Annotated in this window: 14 protein-coding genes and 1 pseudogene; 8 read left to right on the forward strand and 7 right to left on the reverse strand. The window is 74.4% G+C overall.

Annotated elements, in window-relative coordinates:
* Positions 1-42: 42 nt before the first annotated feature.
* The gene (locus tag ABZ495_RS30885) at positions 43-747 is read left to right on the forward strand and encodes a response regulator transcription factor (protein WP_359839167.1); all 705 of its coding nucleotides are present in this window, start codon (positions 43-45) and stop codon (positions 745-747) included.
* A 40-nt stretch (positions 748-787) separates the two neighbouring features.
* The gene (locus ABZ495_RS30890) at positions 788-2,308 is read left to right on the forward strand and encodes a HAMP domain-containing sensor histidine kinase (protein ID WP_359839169.1); all 1,521 of its coding nucleotides are present in this window, start codon (positions 788-790) and stop codon (positions 2,306-2,308) included.
* 73 nt (positions 2,309-2,381) lie between these two features.
* Here the strand turns inward: ABZ495_RS30890 and ABZ495_RS30895 are convergent, their stop codons facing one another.
* The 4 genes and pseudogenes from ABZ495_RS30895 to ABZ495_RS30910 form a co-directional block, all read right to left on the reverse strand.
* A complete protein-coding gene (locus tag ABZ495_RS30895; RefSeq protein WP_359809499.1) occupies positions 2,382-3,647 on the reverse strand; it encodes an APC family permease in 1,266 nt (421 codons plus the stop codon).
* Between the two features lie 300 nt (positions 3,648-3,947).
* Positions 3,948-4,100 (reverse strand): annotated as a pseudogene (locus tag ABZ495_RS30900) (hypothetical protein); the annotation flags it as partial.
* A gap of 19 nt (positions 4,101-4,119) precedes the next feature.
* The gene (locus ABZ495_RS30905) at positions 4,120-4,653 is read right to left on the reverse strand and encodes a flavodoxin domain-containing protein (RefSeq protein ID WP_359809497.1); all 534 of its coding nucleotides are present in this window, start codon (positions 4,651-4,653) and stop codon (positions 4,120-4,122) included.
* 95 nt (positions 4,654-4,748) lie between these two features.
* Positions 4,749-5,639 (reverse strand): universal stress protein, encoded by an 891-nt coding sequence (locus tag ABZ495_RS30910; protein WP_359809496.1) that lies wholly within the window; start codon positions 5,637-5,639, stop codon positions 4,749-4,751.
* 515 nt (positions 5,640-6,154) lie between these two features.
* On the opposite strand from ABZ495_RS30910, the gene ABZ495_RS30915 reads away from it, so the two are divergent.
* Positions 6,155-6,772 carry a hypothetical protein gene (locus ABZ495_RS30915; RefSeq protein ID WP_359839171.1) on the forward strand — a complete coding sequence of 206 codons (618 nt, stop codon included), beginning with the start codon at positions 6,155-6,157 and terminating at the stop codon, positions 6,770-6,772.
* 21 nt (positions 6,773-6,793) lie between these two features.
* Here ABZ495_RS30915 and ABZ495_RS30920 read toward each other — a convergent pair whose 3' ends face one another.
* Positions 6,794-9,211: a glycosyl hydrolase family 65 protein gene (locus ABZ495_RS30920; protein ID WP_359839173.1), complete on the reverse strand. Its 2,418-nt coding sequence runs from the start codon at positions 9,209-9,211 to the stop codon at positions 6,794-6,796.
* A gap of 58 nt (positions 9,212-9,269) precedes the next feature.
* Positions 9,270-10,004: a pyridoxamine 5'-phosphate oxidase family protein gene (locus ABZ495_RS30925; RefSeq protein WP_359839175.1), complete on the reverse strand. Its 735-nt coding sequence runs from the start codon at positions 10,002-10,004 to the stop codon at positions 9,270-9,272.
* A gap of 243 nt (positions 10,005-10,247) precedes the next feature.
* Here ABZ495_RS30925 and ABZ495_RS30930 point away from each other — a divergent pair, with 243 nt between their 5' ends.
* From ABZ495_RS30930 to ABZ495_RS30940, 3 genes are all read left to right on the forward strand, one after another.
* Positions 10,248-12,971, forward strand: a complete 2,724-nt coding sequence (locus tag ABZ495_RS30930) for a GNAT family N-acetyltransferase (RefSeq protein ID WP_359839177.1) — start codon at positions 10,248-10,250, stop codon at positions 12,969-12,971.
* Between the two features lie 270 nt (positions 12,972-13,241).
* Entirely contained in the window at positions 13,242-13,925 is a 684-nt protein-coding gene (locus ABZ495_RS30935) for a response regulator transcription factor (RefSeq protein WP_359839179.1), read from the forward strand.
* A gap of 169 nt (positions 13,926-14,094) precedes the next feature.
* Positions 14,095-15,102: a nitroreductase family protein gene (locus tag ABZ495_RS30940; protein ID WP_359839181.1), complete on the forward strand. Its 1,008-nt coding sequence runs from the start codon at positions 14,095-14,097 to the stop codon at positions 15,100-15,102.
* Here the strand turns inward: ABZ495_RS30940 and ABZ495_RS30945 are convergent.
* Entirely contained in the window at positions 15,099-16,808 is a 1,710-nt protein-coding gene (locus ABZ495_RS30945) for a GAF domain-containing protein (protein ID WP_359809484.1), read from the reverse strand. The two genes, ABZ495_RS30940 and ABZ495_RS30945, sit on opposite strands and share 4 nt — an antisense overlap.
* Positions 16,809-17,064: 256 nt before the next feature.
* Here ABZ495_RS30945 and ABZ495_RS30950 point away from each other — a divergent pair, with 256 nt between their 5' ends.
* Positions 17,065-18,108 (forward strand): zinc-dependent alcohol dehydrogenase family protein, encoded by a 1,044-nt coding sequence (locus tag ABZ495_RS30950; RefSeq protein ID WP_359809483.1) that lies wholly within the window; start codon positions 17,065-17,067, stop codon positions 18,106-18,108.
* Between the two features lie 23 nt (positions 18,109-18,131).
* Positions 18,132-18,367, forward strand: a 236-nt coding sequence (locus ABZ495_RS30955; RefSeq protein WP_359839183.1) for a helix-turn-helix transcriptional regulator, incomplete at its 3' end; no start/stop codon positions are given.

An 18,367-nucleotide genomic window follows, 5' to 3' on the forward strand; every position in this document is an offset into this window, starting at 1 on the left:
CCCCTGCGACCGGGAGCGCCGACCGGATTGGATGCCATGCCCGTGCCCACCCCGCGTGTCCTGGTCGTCGACGACGAACCCGACCTGGTCGAGGTTCTGTGCGCCGCCCTGCGCCACGAGGGCTGGGAGTCGCGCGGGGCGGCCTCGGGGGAGGAGGCGGTGCTGGAGTGCCGCGGCTGGGAGCCCGACGCCGTCGTGCTGGACATGATGCTCCCCGGCCTGGACGGCATGGCGGTGCTGGCACGCATCCACGCCGAGCAGCCCCAGGTACGGGTGCTGTTCCTGACCGCCCGCGACGCCGTCGAGGACCGGATCGCCGGGATCGAAGCCGGCGGCGACGACTACGTCACCAAGCCCTTCAGCCTGCAGGAGGTCGTGGTCAGGCTGCGGCGGCTGCTGCGGCGGGCCCAGGCGGCGGACACCTCCGCGGCCGCAGTGCCGGCGGGCGCCCTCGTGCTGGGTGACCTCGTCCTGGTGGAGCAGTCCAGGGAGGTGCTCCGGGGCGGCATCCCGGTCGAGCTGTCCCCGACCGAGTTCCAGCTGCTCCGCTACCTGATGCAGCACCCGCGCCAGGTGCTGAGCAAGGCCCAGATCCTGGATGCCGTCTGGTCCTACGACTTCGGCGGGCAGGCCCATGTCGTGGAGCTCTACATCAGTTATCTGCGCAAGAAGGTCGACGCGGGCCGGCCGGCGATGATCCACACCGTCCGGGGCGCCGGCTACCTGATCAAAGCACCGGTCACGTGAAGGCCGCTCGGTGAAGGGCTGCCCCCTGAAGGATCGCTCGGTGAAGGGCAGCTCTGTGAAGGGCCGGCTGGTGGACAGCCGCCTCGTGCCGCGCACCATCCGCAGCAGGCTGGTCGCAGGCCTGCTGGCCCTGCTGGCCGTCACCTTCGCCGGTGTCGGCCTAGCCGTCACCACCGCGCTCGACCACTACCTGGTGAACCAGCTCGACCAGCGCCTCGCCGACGCGGGCGGACGGTACGCCGCCAGCCTGGAACACGGCGGCGCCGGCCCGGGACCACGCGGCGACACCCGCGCCCAGAGCCCCGGCACCTTCGGCGCCCGCCTGGTGAACGGCCAGGTCACCAACGCGGGCGTGGTCGACGGCGACGCGGACGACGACGGGGTCGCCGAGGGCACTCTCCCGGCCGACACCGACGACACCGTCGCCCTCACCCAGCGGGACCGGCAGAACCTCGCCCGGCTCCCGGTGGGCGGAACACCCGGCTCGGTGCGCCTCTCCGGCCTGGGCCCCTACCGCCTCCGCGCCGTCGCCGGGCGCGACGGCGACGTCCTGATCACCGGCCTCCCCCTGCACCAGGTCCACGAGACCGAGAACCGCGTCGTCGCACTGGAGCTGGTCTCCTTCGCGATCGCCCTCGGCATCACCGGCGTGGCCGGCACCCTCTGGGTGAGGCTCTCGCTGCGCCCGATGAACCGCATCGCCGACACCGCGGAACGGATCGGCGCCCTCCCGCTCGCGGCGGGCGAGGTCGTCCTCGACGACCGGGTACCGGGGGCGGACCCGAGGACCGAGACCGGCCGGGTCGCCCTCGCCTTCAACCGGATGCTGGGCCACGTCGAGCACTCCCTCGCCCAGCGCCACGCGTCCGAGAACCGGCTGCGCGCTTTCGCCGCCGACGCGGGCCACGAACTGCGGACGCCGCTCGCCACCATCCGGGGCCACGCCGAACTCGCCCTCGGCCACCCGGGAGGCACTCCGGCCGAGGTGACGCACTCCCTGCGCCGCATCGATGCCGAGTCCGTCCGGATGGGAGCCATCGTCGAGGACCTGCTGCTGCTCGCCCGGCTCGACGCGGGGCGGCCGCTCGCCCGCGAGGAGGTCGACCTCACCCGCATCGCCCTCGACTGCACCCAGGACGCGCGGGTCGCGGCGCCCGGCCACCACTGGCGGCTCGAACTGCCGCCCGAGCCGGTGGTCGTGACGGGGGACGAGCACCGGCTGCGCCAGGTCGTCACGAACCTGCTGTCGAACGCCCACCGCCACACTCCCGACGGCACGACCGTCGTCCTGCGGGTCGAAGCCCGCCGCGTCATGGTCTCCGACGACGGCCCGGGGATCCCTCCCGAGCTCGCCCCGCACGTCTTCGAGCGGTTCGTCCGGGGCGACAGCTCGCGCTCGCGCACGAGCGGCGGCACCGGACTCGGCCTCGCGATCGTCGAGGCGGTCGCCACCGCCCACGGCGGCACGGTGACCCTGTCCCCGCGCCCGGGCGGCGGCACCGTCGTCACGGTGACTCTCGGCTGCCCCGATGCCCGGGCGGCGGCACCGTCGTCACCATGACTCCCGGCCGGCCGGCGTCCGGCCGGCCCGCGCGTCCCGGCCGTCGGTGCGACGGTCGGCCACCGAGGCGTGTTCAGCCCCGGCGAAGCAGCCCGCGCGCGCCGTAGACGGTGGCGCCCAGCGCGATCACGGCGGCGCCCCACAGCACCGAGGCGGCCGGCAGGGCGGCGGCCAGGACGAGGCAGCCCGTCGCGCCGACCACCGGCACGACCCGGGGTGGGCGTCCCTCCGCGGGCGTGAGGGTCCAGGCGCAGGCGTTGGCGACGGCGTAGTAGGCGAGTACGCCGAAGGAGGAGAAGCCGATCGCGCCGCGCACGTCCGCGGTGGCCGCCAGGACGGCGACCACCGCGCCGACGGCCAGCTCCGCGCGGTGCGGCACGCCGAAACGCGGGTGGACGGCGGACAGCCGGTGCGGCAGGTGGTGGTCGCGGGCCATCGCCAGGGTGGTGCGTGAGACCCCGAGGATCAGTGCGAGCAGCGAGCCGAGCGCCGCCACGGCCGCACCCGCGCGCACCACCGGGGCCAGGCCCGGGGCGCCGGCGGCCCGGACGGCGTCGACCAGCGGCGCCGCCGAGTGGGCCAGAGCGGCCGGGCCGAGTACGGCGAGTACGGCGAGCGCGACGAGGGCGTACACCACCAGGGTGATGCCGAGGGCGAGCGAGACCGCCCGGGGGATGGTGCGTCGGGGATCGCGCACCTCCTCCCCGAGCGTGGCGATCCTCGCGTACCCGGCGAACGCGAAGAACAGCAGGCCGCCCGCCTGCAGGACGCCGTGGAAGCCGGCGTCCGCGCCGACCGCCCAGTGGCCGGCGTCGGCCGTCGAGCCGGTCAGGCAGGCGGTGACCACCGCGGCCAGGACGGCCAGGACGGCGGCGACGATCGCACGTGTCAGCCAGGCGGCTTTCTGGACCCCGACGTAGTTGACGGCGGTCAGCGCCACCACTGCCGCGACCGCGACGGCGTGCGCCTGGGCGGGCCACACGTAGGAGCCCACGGTGAGTGCCATCGCCGCGCACGAGGCCGTCTTGCCGACCACGAAGGCCCATCCGGCCAGGTAGCCCCAGAAGTCGCCGAGGCGCTCGCGGCCGTAGACGTAGGTGCCCCCGGACCGCGGGTATCGCGCGGCCAGCCGGGCCGACGAGGTGGCGTTGCAGTACGCCACCACGGCCGCCAAGGCCAGGCCGACCAGCAGCCCGGAGCCGGCCGCCGAAGCGGCGGGCGCGAGCGCCGCGAAGACTCCCGCGCCGATCATCGACCCGAGCCCGATCACCACGGCGTCGAACAGGCCCAGATGCCGTCCCAACGTCTCCGGAGCGGCTGGTGACGCCGACGTGTTCATGGACTGCCCTTCGCGGATTCCGATGTCGGCGCACGATACGCGAACGAGGTGGCGGGTACCTGAACGGGCCCGCCGGCCGGTTGCGGCGGACCTCGGTAGTCTCGGCCGGATCCTTCGGGAGCCGGGGGCCGCGCCGGTCCGGGTGTCCGGCGCGGCGGCGGTCTCCCGCCAGCGGGCAGCGTGACACCGGCCGCGTCTCGCCCGGTCCCCAGGCGGCGCCCGGCACCATCACCCCGGGGAAACCGGTGTCGGTATCGGGGGCGAACGCCATCCCGGCTCCCGCGAGGTCGGGGCGGACCGTCAGCTGGGCGCCGGCCGACAGCGCCGGGAAGGGGCGGTCGACGCCCATCCGCTCGCGCGGAAGTCGATCGCCTGGTCCGTGAACAGCGACGCGAGGCAGCGCCGGCAGGCGTCGATCACCGCGTCCGCGCCCCGCACATCGAGAGACGTCTCCCGCTGGCCCGCAGCCGACTCAGACCAGCCCGGCGCCCCAGGCCCGTGCCCGCTCGATCTCGCCCTGCCGCAGGGGGCCGTCGGTCTCCTCGACGACGAAGCCCTCGGGGTCGGTGACGACGTCGTAGCGGTGGCGGGTGAGCCGTTGGGCGATGCCGTCCGCGGCTCCGCCGCTCATTCGCGTGCCGGCGCGGGTGTCGAAGGCCGCGGCGTGAGTGCCGGGTTCGGTCTTGGGGAGCGAGTGGAACCAGGAGCGCAGACCCGGACCCCTGGCGGTCTCGTGCGCCTCGTGGGCGGCGTCCTCGTTGCCCTCCTTCTTCGCCTCGCCCACGGCGGCCATCCGGCGGCTGACGCCGGAGGACATCCCGTGCATGTGGGTGGGGCCGCCGACGACCAGCAGGTCCGCCGTGCGGGCCACCTCGGCGTCGGCCCGCGACACCGGGAGGCAGTCGACGGATGCCTCCGGGTCGGCCCGGTGAACGCCCTCGGCGATGGCTTCGGCGATCTCGCGGGTGTTGCCGTACATGCTCTCGTACACGACGACTGTGTGCATCGTTCTCACCTCTAGGCACCAGCCTGCGTCGTCACCCGGGCTGTCAGAGGGGGCCGTTCGGCCCCGATGGGCGAGCCGGACGGCCTTCCGCGGGTTCAGTCGTAGGAGACGACCGCGACCGGGCAGTGGACGTGGTGGATCGCGGCGTGCGCCACCGGCCCGAGGTGCGCACCGAGCGTCGCGCGCCTGACCCGGCGGCCGACCACGAGGAGCCCGGCACCGGCGGCGGCCTCGACGAGTCCGACCGCCGCGTGGCCGCGGACCAGGTCCGTCGCGACGGTCACCGTGGGGAAGCGGGAGCCCCAGGGGCCCATCGCGTCCGAGAGCTGCTGCCGCTCGGAGGCCGACAGTTCCGCGTCCATGGCACCGATGGCGGCGAACGCCATGTACTCGCTGCCGGCGGGCGGGTCCCAGGTGTGGACGACCCGAAGGGGCACGGAACGCAGCCGGGCCGCTTCGAAGGCGAAGGCGATCACGTCGTCGCAGGGGCGGCGGAGGTCCAGGCCCAGGAGGACCTCGCCGTCCGCCGCCGCGTCGTCGGCGGCGTCCTCCGCCTGAGCCGGCTTCCTACCGGCTTCCTCCGCCCGGACCAGGACCACCGGGCAGGTCGCCCTGCGCAGGACCTCCTGGCTCACGGAACCGACGAGGAAGCCCCGCAGGGTGCTCAGGCCCCGTGAGCCGAGCACCAGCATGGTGGCGCCCCGGCCGGCCGCCTCCAGGGCCTCCGCCGGGTCCTCGGGGACGTGGGCCGAGGTGACCTCGGCACCGGAGGCGAGGACGGCCCGTAGCTCCGCCTCCTTGGCGGCCAGCCGCTGTCGGCTCCAGGCGATCGCCTGGTCGGTGCCGAGGACGTCGGTCTTCGGCCACGGCCACGCTTCGACGAGTTCCAGGGGCAGTCCGCGGAGCAGCGCCTCGCGGGCTGCCCAGCCGGTCGCGGTCACGCTCTCGGGTGAGCCGTCGAAGCCCACCACGATCGGTCCGTTCATGATGTCCTCCGATGTCGGGACGGGGGTCTTGGGGGTCGGTCAGCAGGTCCGGCGGCAGGACACCGGGGCTGGCCCCGTTTCCACAGCCGACGGCCCACGGTGACGGCCCTCCGACGTCCGGCCCACCCTCGTGCCGACGGCGGGCTCATCGTGCCGGTAGTGAGGGACCCGGGTGTCCGTCGCCGAGATCGACCCCGCGCCGGCCGCGCCGGCCGCGGCGGCCGCCGCCGCACCGCGCTGCTCCCGGACGGGTGCCTCGGACGGCGATCCGGTCTCCCCGTGCGGCTCCCACGGCGTGCTCCCGGCTCGATCCGGCCGGCTTGTCCTTCCATGGCACCACGGTCGGCGGGTCACGGCAGGGGCCGGACGGCCCCCGATCGGGGCTGTCCGGCCCGCTGTTCCGGGGACGGGAGGGCCGCGCGGCCGATCCGGCGGACCCTGTGCCGTCCCGGTCGCCGCGGGAAGACTGATTGCAGGGCCGGCGGGGGACCGGTCCGACACTGAGGAGGCGCGTCATGTCCGGTGCAGTCACCACTCATGGACACCCGGCCATGCACACCCGCCTGGGGCAGCACCTCCGCCGCGCCGTGGGGCACGACCGCAACCCGCTCTGCCGCAGGGTCGACCGGGCGTACAGCCGCCTTGTGACGGCACTGGCACTGGCCCTCGTCGCCGCGCTGGCGGGCGCCGCCGGCGTGGGCCTGCTGCTGTTCCGGGCCGGGGCGCACGACGCCCACGAGATCGCCCGGCACCGGCACACCGTCACCGCGGTCACCTCGGGGCCCGCCCAGCCGGACGACCTCCGGGCGGGCGGCGCCCGCTCCCACGCGCAGGCCGGGTGGACCTATCCGGCCGGTCCCGGAACTGGGCTGATCGCGGTTCCGGCCGGGGCCGGTGCGGGCACGGCGGTCGTGATCCAGGTCGACGACGGCGGCCTCCCGGCGGCTCCCGCCCCGTCCAGCGGTACGGTCCTCTCGAACGCCGCGGTCATCGGCGCCGGTGCGTGGATCGCGCTCTCCCTGCCGGTCGTCGGCGGGTACGTGATGCGGCGGTGCCGGCTGGAGCGCGGGGCCGATCTCGAGTGGGAGTCCGCCTGGGAGCAGGTGGAGCCGCTCTGGTCCGGCCGGCGGTGACCGCGGCGGTGCTCGTCGGCGTCAGAGCGGCAGGACGCGCGTCTCGCCGGGTGCGACGCTGGTCGTCGTCCCCCGGAGGCGGATCCGGACGGGGTCCTGCGGGCCGTCGCGCAGGCTCACCGTCACCGCCCCGTGGTCGACGGCGAGGAGCACGCCCCAGTGGCCGCGGTAGCGGAGCTCCAGAGTCAGGCAGCCGAGGGCGGACGGCAGGTGCGGATCGAGCCAGAGGGCGTCCTCACGGATCTCCAGCCCGGTGTAGCAGCGCTGGAGCAGGTCCACGGCGCCCGCCATGGCACCGAGGTGGATGCCCTCCGCCGTGGTCCCGCCCTGGCCGTCCCGGAGGTCGGCGACCAGGGCGTCGCGGAAGTACCGCCAGGAGGCCCGGCGATCGGAGCGGGTGAGCACCCAGGCGTGCACCACCGAACTGAGCGTCGAGCCGTGGACGGTGCGCCTCAGGTAGTACGCGGTGGTGCGGCGCTGCAGCTCGTGCCGGGCCGGGTAGCCGAGCTGGCGCAGCAGGTCCCGGACCTCGCGGGCGGAGAACAGGTACCAGAGCATCAGCGCGTCCGCCTGCTTGGAAACCCGGTACCGGTTGACCGTGTCGCCCTCGGCCTCCAGGATCCGGTCGAGTCGACGCAGGTCGGTGTAGCGGCCGCGGTAGGCCGCCCAGTCGAGTTCGGTGAGCCGCTCGTAGCCGTCGAACTGGCTGAGTACTCCGTCGTGGAAGGGGACGTACAGGCGCCGGCTCACCTCGCGCCAGCGGTCGAGTTCGCCGGCGTCGAGCCTCAGGCGTTCCACCAGTTCGTCGTGACGGTAGCCGGGCAGGAGGCGCAGCGTGTCGAGGGCGCGGGTGAGTACCCAGGAGGCGAGGACGTTGGTGTAGGCGTTGTCGTCCAGACCCGGCCCCTCTGCCCAGGGGTAGGCGTCGTGGTACTCGTCCGGGCCGAGCACGCCGCGGATCGACCAGCGGTCCCGGGCCGGGTGGTAGCCGGCGGCGGAGGACCAGAACCGGGCGATCTCCAGCAGCATCTCGGCGCCGGGGCCGGCGAGGAAGTCCATGTCACCGGTGGCCTGGTAGTACTGCCAGATGTTGTAGGCGACCGCCGACCCGACGTGCCGCTGGAGGTGGCTGTGGTCCGGCAGCCAGCGCCCCGAGAGCGGGTTCAGGTGCAGGAGCTGCGACTCCTCCCGGCCGTCGCTCGCGCTCTGCCACGGGTACATCGCGCCGCGGAGCCCCGACTCGTGGGCAGCCTGCCGGGCGGCGTCCAGACGGCGGTGGCGGTAGCGCAGCACGGCGCGGGCCAGCTCCGGGAACCGCAGGTTGAGCAGCTGGAGGACGAACAGCTCGTCCCAGAAGACGTGGCCGCGGTAGGCCTCGCCGTGCAGCCCGCGCGCGGGTACGCCGACATCGAGGTCGACGGAGTGCTCGGAGTAGGTCTGCAGTACGTGGAACAGGTTGAGGTGCAACGGACCGGCGCCCCCGAAATCCGCCTCGATCCGGCACCTGTGCCACAGCTCGGTCCAGCGGAGGGCGTGTTCGGCCAGCAGTCGGTCGAATCCGGGAGCCCGGGCGGCCAGCAGCCGGGAGGCGTGCAGGGGCGTCTCGATCGCCGGGTCGTGGGAGGTGTGGACCGCCACGGTCTTCTCGACCGTCACGGGCCGGCCCCGTTCGCCGTCCACCGTGAGGATCTGTGCCACCCGGCCCTCCCCGGGGTTGTCGGCCGACCGCAGGCGCTCGTCGCAGCCGCGGATCGAGGTTCGGGCGGCAAGGGCGATGCGCAGCGGCGAACCGGCGGCCGTGGCCTCCAGCCAGAGCACGCCGTTCTCGTCCGTGCCGTGGCCGGCCGGTTCGAGGTGGCGGTCGGTGAGGCCCCGGTAGCGGGCCACGCCGGTATTGGCGACGGCACCGTCCAGGGCCGAGCGGATCTCCAGCGGCCCGGACCAGTTCTCGGGGGTGAAAGTGCTCTCCAGGGCGACGAGGTGGGGCCGTGCCTGGCTGGCCAGACGGCGTTGCACGAGCCGGGTCCGTCGCCCTGCGGAGTCGACGACGAGGGCGTGCCGGGTGAGCACGCCCCGTCTCAGGTCCAGTTCCACGCTCTGTTCGGCCGGTGGGCCGGTGAACCAGGGGCCGCCGGCGGGGCGAAAGGTCAGCGGGAGCCAGTTGGGGCAGTTGACCAGGTCCTCGTTGGTGACCACCCGGCCCGCGACCGTCGAGGCGGCGCGGTCGTAGCAGCCGGCCAGGTAGGTGCCCGGATAGTGCACGCCGTCGGCCACCGCCTCGGGGGCCGCGCCGCGCGTCACCAGGTAACCGTTGCCCACCGCGCAGAGCACCTCGCGCAGGCCCTCCTCGGCAGGCTCGAAGCCCTCGTAACGGAGGGTCCACGGGTCCGGCATCGCCGGGTACGCGGGCCCGGTACCGGTGGATGTGTCCGCTGCCACGAGGCGACCTCCGCGCTGCCGGCCTGCTCCCAGTGTGCGCACGGGCCCGCCGCGCCGCTCACCGGGCGGCGTCCCCCGGAGCCCGATCACCCGACTCGTCCTCGGTCCGGATGATCCGGCCGGTCACCGCGGTGGGGTGCAGACGGATCCACACGTCACGCTGTCCGCCGGCCCACGGGTCCGGGTCGCCGCGCCGGCCGAGCCGTTCGATCGCCTCGGGTTCGTCGAAGGCGGCGGCCCAGCCGGTGACCAGAACGCTCCAACCGCTGCGCAGTGCCTCGTCGACCCGGTCGACCTCGAAGGCGATCCGGGTACCCGGGGCGGCGGCGAGGGTGCTGCGGGCGGCGGTTCGCAAGAGCAGGGTGCCGTCGAGCACCCGGTAGTTGACCGGGAGCACGACCGGGCCGTCCGCGGTGCTCAGTGCCACCCGCCCGACGCCGCCGGGCACCAGCCTGTCCCAGCACGCGGTGACCGGCAGCTCCGCCAGCACGGGACGGGCCGCGGCGGCCCCCCAGCCGGGCGGGAGGTCGACCTCGCCGCCGAGCAGCCGGGTGACGGTGGTGCCGAGCGCGTCGGCCAGCCTGATGAGCGGCCCCGCCTCGGCGGTGGACGGAGAGGACTCCAGGTAGTCGAGGAATCCCTCGGCCATCCCCGCCCGGGCGGCCGCCTCGGCCCGGCTGAGCCCGAGCTCCCGGCGGCGCTGTGCGATACGACGGCCCAGGTCACCGGGGTGCGCCGGCTCACGCGAGGCCGCCGGGCGGGGCCCGGCGGCCTCGCCGTCTGAAAGCTTCATGAACACGGGGTGCTCCTCTGCTCCGCGAGCCCTCACGGGCACGGTCCCGGTGCCGCCGGACGGTCGGCTCGGTTCCCAGGATGGGCCGGTGGCGTTCCTGCCGGAAAGGGCCGCCCGGGCCCCGCCGGCACCGCCGCGCGGCCCCCTGCGCTGCCGTCCGGAGGGCCGGTCGGCCCTTTTCGGGACGGGCGCCACGGACCAGGCTGGAAGCGCGCACAGGTCGACGGGCCGAGGAGGGCCGCCATGTCCATCGCCCACCCTTCACAGGCCACCGCCGAGGCACTGCTCACGGACGGTACGACCGTCGTGATCCGCCCGCTCGGCCCACAGGACCGCCAGGCGGTCCTGGACCTGCACAGCGACCGGATGTCGGCCGAGAGCCGGCGACTGCGGTTCTTCGGTGTCAGCCGCAACGCGCCGCGGCTCGTGGCCGACCGGCTCTGCGGGGAGCCGAGGGCAGGCCTCCTCTCCCTCGGCGCGTGGGTGGGCGACGAGCTCATCGGCGAGGCCGACTGCGAGATCCTCGACAACCGTCCGGAGACCGCCGAACTGGCCCTGGCCGTCGCCGACCGATGGCACCGACGGGGTACCGCGACATTGCTGCTGGAGCACTTGACCCACGCCGCACGGCGGCGAGGTGTCCGGGTCTTCGAGGCCGACACCCTGGCCGGGAACCGTGGCGTCCACAGGGTCTTCGCCGACCTCGGGCTGCCCGTCCACCGGCGTCTCGACCAGGGCGAGATCAGGGTGCGGGTGCCGCTCGACGAGTCGGACGAGCACTACCGCGCGGCGGTCGACGAACGCGGCCGCCGCGCGGACGTCGCCAGCCTCGGAGCCATGCTCCGGCCGGGCTCGGTCGCGGTGGTCGGCGTCTCGCGCCGACCGGGTTCGGTCGGGCGGACCGTGCTCGCGAAGATTCGCCAGGGTGGGTTCACCGGGCCGGTCTGGGCGGTCAACCCGCGGGCCGAGGAGATCGACGGCCGGCCTGTCCTGCCGTCGGTGGGTGCCCTGCCCGCCGTCCCGGATCTCGCCGTGCTGGCGGTGCCGGCGGCATCCGTGGCAGAGGCGGCGGAGGAGTGCGGCCGGGCCGGTGTCCGCGCGCTGGTGGTCCTGGCCTCGGGACTCTCGGCCGCCGAAGCCCGGCGTCTGATGGGCAGCTGCCGCCGGTACAGCATGCGGCTGACCGGACCGAACAGCCTCGGCCTCGCGCAGACCGATCCCGCCGTCCGGCTGGACGCCGAGTTCGGCGCCGCCCTCCCGCTGCCCGGGACGGCCGGGGTTGCGGTGCAGAGCGGCGGCGTCGGGATCGCCCTGCTGAAGCGGCTGGCCTGGCTGGGCATCGGAGTGTCGAGCTTCGTGTCGCTCGGCGACAAGTACGACGTCAGCGGCAACGACCTGCTGCAGTGGTGGGAGAGTGACGGCCGTACGGACCTCGCCCTGCTGCACCTGGAATCCTTCGGAAGCCCCCGCGCCTTCGGCCGTACCGCCCGCCGCGTCACCCGGAAGCTGCCCGTACTGACCGTCGACGCCGGGCGCTCACCCGCCGGGCGCCGCGGCGCCGCCTCGCACACCGCGGCGGCAGCCACTCCCACCGTGATCCGCGAGGCGCTGTTCCGCCAGGCCGGGATCACCGCGACCCGCAGCGTCGGCGAACTCGTCGAGACGGCGGCGCTGTTGCACGTCCAGCCGCTTCCGGCACCGCGGGGCGCGGTCGCGGTGGTGTCCAACGCCGGTGGGATCGGCATCCTGGCCGCCGACGCCTGCGCCGACGCCGGACTCCTGTTGCCCGACCTCTCCGCCGAACTGCGGGAGCTGCTCCCGGCGGGCGCCTCCTCCCGGAACCCCGTCGACACCACGGCTGCCGTCGGCCCGGCCGAACTGGCCAGGTGCCTAGACGCGTTGGAGCACAGCCGGGCGGTGGACGCGCTCCTGGTCTGCCTGGTGCCGACGGCACTCGCCACCGACCCGGCCCACGACCCCGTCCGGGCGCTGTTCGACGGTCCGGCCCGGCGCCGCCTCCCGGTCGCGGCCGTCCTGCTCGACCAGGAGGTCCCCGTGCGCTACCTGACCTGCGCCGACGACAACCAGTTGCCGGTGTACTCGGACACGGTCGCCGCGGCCCGGGCCTTCGCCCACGCCCGCGACCGCGCCCGTTGGCTGGCCGAACCGACCAGCGCCGAGGTCGACGCTCCGGACTGCGACCCGAAGACCGCGCGCGGCCTGGTGAGCGGCTTCCTCGTGGCCGATCCCCAAGGCGGTTGGCTCGATCCGGTGAGCACCGCCGATCTCCTGGAGAGCTACGGCCTGCCACTGACCACCTCGGTCTGGGCGCGGGACGAGCACTCCGCCGTCGTCGCCGCCGGAGCGCTGCGGCGGCTCGGCCATCAGGGCAAGGTCGCGCTGAAGGCCTACTGGCCCGGCCAGGTCCACAAGAGCGCCGCGGGCGCGGTTCGCACCGGCCTCGGAGCCGACCACGAAGTCCGTTCCGCCTACCGGGAGTTCGCCGAATCCTTCGGTCCGACGCTGGTGGGCGCGGTGGTCCAGCCGATGGCCGCCCCCGGAGTGGAACTGCTGGCCGGTGTCGTTCAGGACCGCGTCTTCGGCCCGCTCGTGGTCCTCGGCATGGGCGGCACCGCCGCCGACGTGCTGGACGACCGGGCCACCCGCCTCGCCCCGCTCACCGAACGGGATCTCAGCACCATGGTCACCGAGCTGCGCGGTGCGCCGTTGTTGTTGGGACAGCAGGGCGCACCACTGGTCGACCTGCCTGCGGTGCGTTCGGTGCTGGCCCGGCTCTCCCGGCTCGCCGCCGATCACCCGGAACTCGCCGAAGCCGATCTGAATCCCGTCATCGCCCGGTCCGACGGCGCCGTCTGCGTCGATGCCAGGGTCAGGCTGGAGCCCCGCCCCTCCTTCGACCCCTACCTGCGGCGGCTCCGTCGTCCGGCGGCCGCCGAGGAGGTGTGACCACCCGTGGCACGTCCGCAGGGCCCGCGGGTCTCGCGCGCGGTGCCGGAGCGGACCACCGGGGGAGAGGAGGTCGTCGGCGTCGGCACTCGCGAGGTCGCCGACGACTTGCGCACCCCCAAGCGGTCCGCGGCGCGGGCCGCTCACGTCGTCCGCCGCCGGCGCCGTGCCCGTCGCGGTCGTTCCGCACGGCTGAACCCTCTGATGCGCCGGGGCGGCCGGGCGCGCAGAATCATTGGGGAGACCACGTACCCCCCCAGGGAGCACGCGATGGACGCGACCGAGTCCACCCGGCCCGTGCAGGTGTTCCTGCTGGACGACCACGAGGTGGTCCGGCGCGGGGTACGCGACCTGCTGGAGGCGGAGCCGGACATCGAGGTCGTCGGCGAGGCCGGCACCTGCGCGCAGGCGCTGGCGCGGGTCCCGGCGCTTCGGCCCGATGTCGCCGTCCTCGACGTACGACTGCCGGACGGGGACGGCGTCACCGTCTGCCGGGAGCTGCGCGACGGGATGCCTGACCTGGCGTGCCTCATGCTGACCTCCTTCGACGACGACGACGCCCTCCTGGACGCGATCATGGCGGGTGCGGCCGGGTACGTGCTGAAGCAGGTCAAGGGCGCCGACCTGGTCGGGGCGGTGCGGACGGTGGCTTCCGGACAGTCCATGCTCGACCCGGCGACCACCCGCAAGCTGATGGAGAGCCTGCGTCACCACGAGGAGAGTGACACCGACGCCGCGCTGGCCCAATTGAGCCCGCGCGAACGGGAGATCCTCGCGCTGGTGGGGGAGGGGAAGACCAACCGGCAGATCGGCCGGGAACTCTTCCTCGCCGAGAAGACCGTCAAGAACCACGTCTCCCGGATGCTCGCCAAACTCGGCGTGGAACGCCGCCTGCAGGCCGCCGTCATCGCCGCGCACGCGGATACCGACCAGCAGCACCCGCGCCCGCACTGACCGGCCGCACCGAGACCGGACGGCCCGGGTGATTGAGCCGGTCGGCCCAAGCGCCGGGGCGCTTCCCGGTCGCACGCTGGAACGGAAGCACCGACCCTGTCCCGTCCGGCCGAACTCCGCACCGTCGGTCGTCCGCCTCCGGCCGCCCGCACACCCCGGGGAGCCCGTCATGCCCACCCTCGCCCTCGACGCCGCCGCACTGGAGAAGCTCGTCTCCGCCGCGGTCGCCGCGCCGTCGATCCACAACAGCCAGCCCTGGCACTTCCGGCTCCAGCCGGAGACCTCGCTCCTGGAGGTCCGCGCCGTGCGGGAACGCGCCGTTCCCGCCGCCGACCCGCAGGGGCGCGCGATGCACGTCTCCGTCGGCGCGGCAGTGCTCAATCTGCGGGTCGCCGCCCGGTACCTCGGGTGGGCCCCGAAGGTAAGCCTGCTGCCCGACCCGGGTGAACCGGACCTGTTCGCGACCGTCCGGTTGGACGAGTCGTCCCCGGTGGACCTCCCCGGTACGGACGAGCTGTACGAGGCGATCTGGCACCGCCACTCCATCCGCACGCCGTTCACCGGGGATCCGGTCCCGGCGGGCGTTCTCGACGAACTCGTCGCAGTCGCACGGGCGGAGGACGCGGTGCTCCACCTCCCGGGCCATGACGAGACGGCCAGGCTGCTGGAGCTCACGGCCGAGGCCGAGCGCCGCAACACCACCGACGAGGCCGCGCGGACCGAGAGCCGCCAGTGGATCCGCACCGGGGAGCTGCCGGCCGTCGGCATCCCGGTCCGCGCCCTCGGTCCGCAGGACCGCGCCGGCCGGCTGCCGATGCGTGACTTCGCCGCCCTCCGGGCCGGCGAGCACCAGGCACCCGCCACGTTCGAGCGGGAGCCTCTGATCGCGGTACTCGCCACCCGGGGCGACCACCCCGAGGACTGGCTGCGCGCCGGGCTGGCCCTGGAGCACGTCCTTCTCACCGCCACCGTGCACGGCGTCCGGGCCTCGCTGCTGCACCAGGCGATGGAGTGGCCGAACCTGCGGTGGGAGGCCCGGGAGCCGCATGAGCGGCCCGGCCACGTCCAGATGCTGATCCGGCTCGGTTACGGACCGGAGGGCGCCCCCACACCGAGGCTGCCGGCCGAGGACGTCCTGGATCCGGAGACCGAGGACGTCCTGGACCCGGAGACCTAGGCCAGCGGGACCCGCCACACCAGGTCGGTGCCGCCGCCGGGCCGGCCGCGGGCGGTGAAGCTGCCGCCCAGGGCGGCAGCCCGTTCGGCGAGGTTGGCCAGTCCGCTGCGCCGACCGCCCTCGGGCAGGCCGATGCCGTCGTCCGTCACGGTGAGTGCCAGCTCGGTCCCGGCGGTGATCGTGACGTCGACGGTGCTCGCGTCGGCGTGCCGGGCGGCGTTGGACAGGGCTTCCTCCAGCACGGCGATCACGCCGTCCGCTGCCTCGGTCGGTACGGTGACGTCGAGCAGACCGGTCATCCGCAGGCCCGGGGTGAAGCCAAGGATCCGCGCCGCCCGTTCGACCGTCGCGACCACACGGGAGCGCAGCCCGGCGGCCGCCGGGCCGCTCTCGCGGGCGCGGAGGCCGAAGATGGTGGCCCGGATGGTCTTCGCGGTGTCGTCCAGGTCGTCGATCGCGCGCAGGACGCGGTCGGTCGCCTCCGGATGCTCGATGAAGCGGGTGGCGCCCTGGAGGGTCATGCCGGTGGCGAAGAGGCGCTGGATCGCCAGATCGTGCAGGTCGCGGGCGATCCGGTCCCGCTCCTGGAGCAGGGCGATCTGCTCGGACTCCCGGCGCCGTTCGGCCAGCTCCATCGCGACGGCCGCCTGGGCAGCGAAGCCGAGCAGCGGGCCGGACTCGTCCGGCCCGAACGGGGCAGCCCCGGTCGCCCGCGCCAGCACGAGCACGCCGCGCACCCCGTGCTCGGGGGTGCCGATGGGCACCGCCACGGCGGGACCCAGCCCCTCCCAGCGCGGCGGCCCGGCAGTGATCCTCGGGTCCTTGCTCACGTCCGGGCTGACCACGAGGCCACCGGTCCGGGCAGCCGCACCGACGAACGACCCCTCCCTGGGCAGGACCAGCCCGCGGTGCCGCTTCTCACCCAGGCCCACCGCGAACCGGACCTCCAGCTCGCCGGTGTCCGCGAGGGGAAGGGCGACGACAGCGAGGTCCGCGCCGGAGATCTGGGCGGCCCGGCCGACCAGCAGGTCGAGCACCCGCTCCTCCGGGCTGCCGGACAGCAGACTGCTGGTGACCTCCGCGCTGGCCGCCAGCCACCGCTCGCGCAGCCTGGCCTGCGCGTACAGGCGGGCGTTGTCGATCGCGACCCCGGCCGCCACGGCGAGGGTGGCCAGTACCGACTCGTCCTCCGCGTCGAACTCACCGCCGCCCCGTTTCTCGGTCAGGTAGAGGTTGCCGAAGACCTTGTCGCGGATGCGGATCGGCACGCCGAGGAAGCTGTGCATCGGCGGGTGCCCGGCCGGGAAGCCGTACGAGGCGGGGTGATCGGAGATCCTGGCCAGGCGCAGCGGCTCGGGGTGGCGGATCAGTTCGCCCAGGACCCCGTGGCCGGAGGGCAGGTGTCCGATTCGTTCGACCTGCTCGTCCGTGAGGCCCACCGGGATGAACCGGGAGAGTTTTCGGCCCTCGCCGACGACCCCGAGCGCGCCGTACTCGGCGTCCACCAGGACGATCGCCGCCTCCACGATGTGCCGCAGCGCCTGGTCCAGCTCCAGATCGCGGCCCACCGACAGGACGGCCTCCAGCAGGCTGTGTATCCGGTCGCGGGTGCCGCGTGCCGCGTCCAGCCGGGTCTGGAGCTCGTCCAGCAGGTCGTCCAGACGCAGCTGCGGCAGGGGAGCGGGACGCTCCGGTGTACTGCCCAACGGATTCCTCCGACTCCTGCGAAACTCGCCGGATGCCACTGACCAGCGTAGGCGCGCACCTCCCGAGGCGCCGGGCGGGCCTACCGGAGACCGGGGCCCAACGGCCCCACGTGTCGACCCACCCGCCCCATGGCGGCCACCGGTCACAGGCGCAACGCTGGAAGGGAAGGCGAGGCGGTGAGCCGCCGCCCGGCGCACACGCCCGACGGCGACCCGTCACCCCCGCACGCACCCGCCCGACAGGGGTGATCAGGACATGAAGGCGCTGACCTACCACGGACCGGGACGCCGCACCTGGGGCGAGGTCCCCGACCCGGCCGTCCGTGATCCGGAGGACGCGGTCGTCCGGGTCGACGCGGTGACCATCTGCGGCACCGACCTGCATATCCTCAAGGGCGACGTGCCCGAGGTCACCGAGGGCCGCGTCCTCGGCCACGAAGCCGTCGGCACCGTCGTCGAGACCGGACCAGGCGTCCACACCGTCAAGCCCGGCGACCGTGTGCTCGTCTCCTGCATCTCCGCCTGCGGCCGCTGCGCATACTGCCGGGAGGCGAGCTACGGTCAGTGCACGGGAGGCGGGGGCTGGATCCTCGGGCACCTGGTCGACGGTGCCCAGGCCGAGTACGTCCGTACCCCCTTCGCGGACAACTCCCTCCACCGCCTCCCCGACGGGGTCGGTGACGAGCAGGCCCTGCTGTTCGCCGACATCCTGCCCACCTCCTACGAGGTCGGCGTCCAGAACGGCCGGGTCGGCCCCGGCGACACCGTCGCGGTGGTCGGTGCGGGCCCGATCGGGCTGGCCGCGATCATCACCGCCCGGCTCTACAGCCCCGCCCGCGTCATCGCGATCGACCTCGCCACCAGCCGCCTGGAAGCCGCCGAGCGGGCCGGCGCGGACACCACCCTGACCGTCGCCGACGCCACCCCCGAGGCGGTCCGCGCACTGGGCCGCGACGGACTCGGCGTGGACGTGGCGATCGAGGCGGTCGGCGTCCCCGAATCCTTCGAACTGTGCACCCGGGTGGTGCGCCCGGGTGGGCGGGTCGCCAACGTCGGCGTGCACGGCAATCCCGCGGTCCTGCACCTGGAGGAGCTCTGGATCCGCGACGTCACCATCACCACCGGTCTGGTCGACACCCACAGCACCCCGCTGTTGCTCGACATGGTGGCCGCCGGCCGGCTCGACGTCTCCGGGCTGGTCACCCACCGCTTCGGCCTCGACGAGATGCAGGACGCCTACGACGTCTTCGCGGACGCGGGCGACAACGGCGCCCTCAAGGTCGCGCTCTTCCGGACCTGAGCCCCTGGCACCGAGGAGTCGACGTGAACCAGAACCCCGGACCTGACGCCGCCCAGGGGGTGGATCCGGCCGTCGTCGCCCGGCGGATCGATGACCGCCGTCGACAGCTCGGGCTGACCGAGGAGGCGCTGGCCCGGCAGACCGCGATGGCGCCCCGCTACCTCCGGCACCTGATGGAGGCCGGCCCCGCCTTCGACCCGGCCGCCTTCGTCAGGATCGCCGCCGTGCTGCGGACCACCTACGGCGAGCTGCTGTCCGG

The sequence above is a fragment of the Kitasatospora sp. NPDC005748 genome, from assembly GCF_040630735.1.
Classification (GTDB): Bacteria; Actinomycetota; Actinomycetes; order Streptomycetales; family Streptomycetaceae; genus Kitasatospora.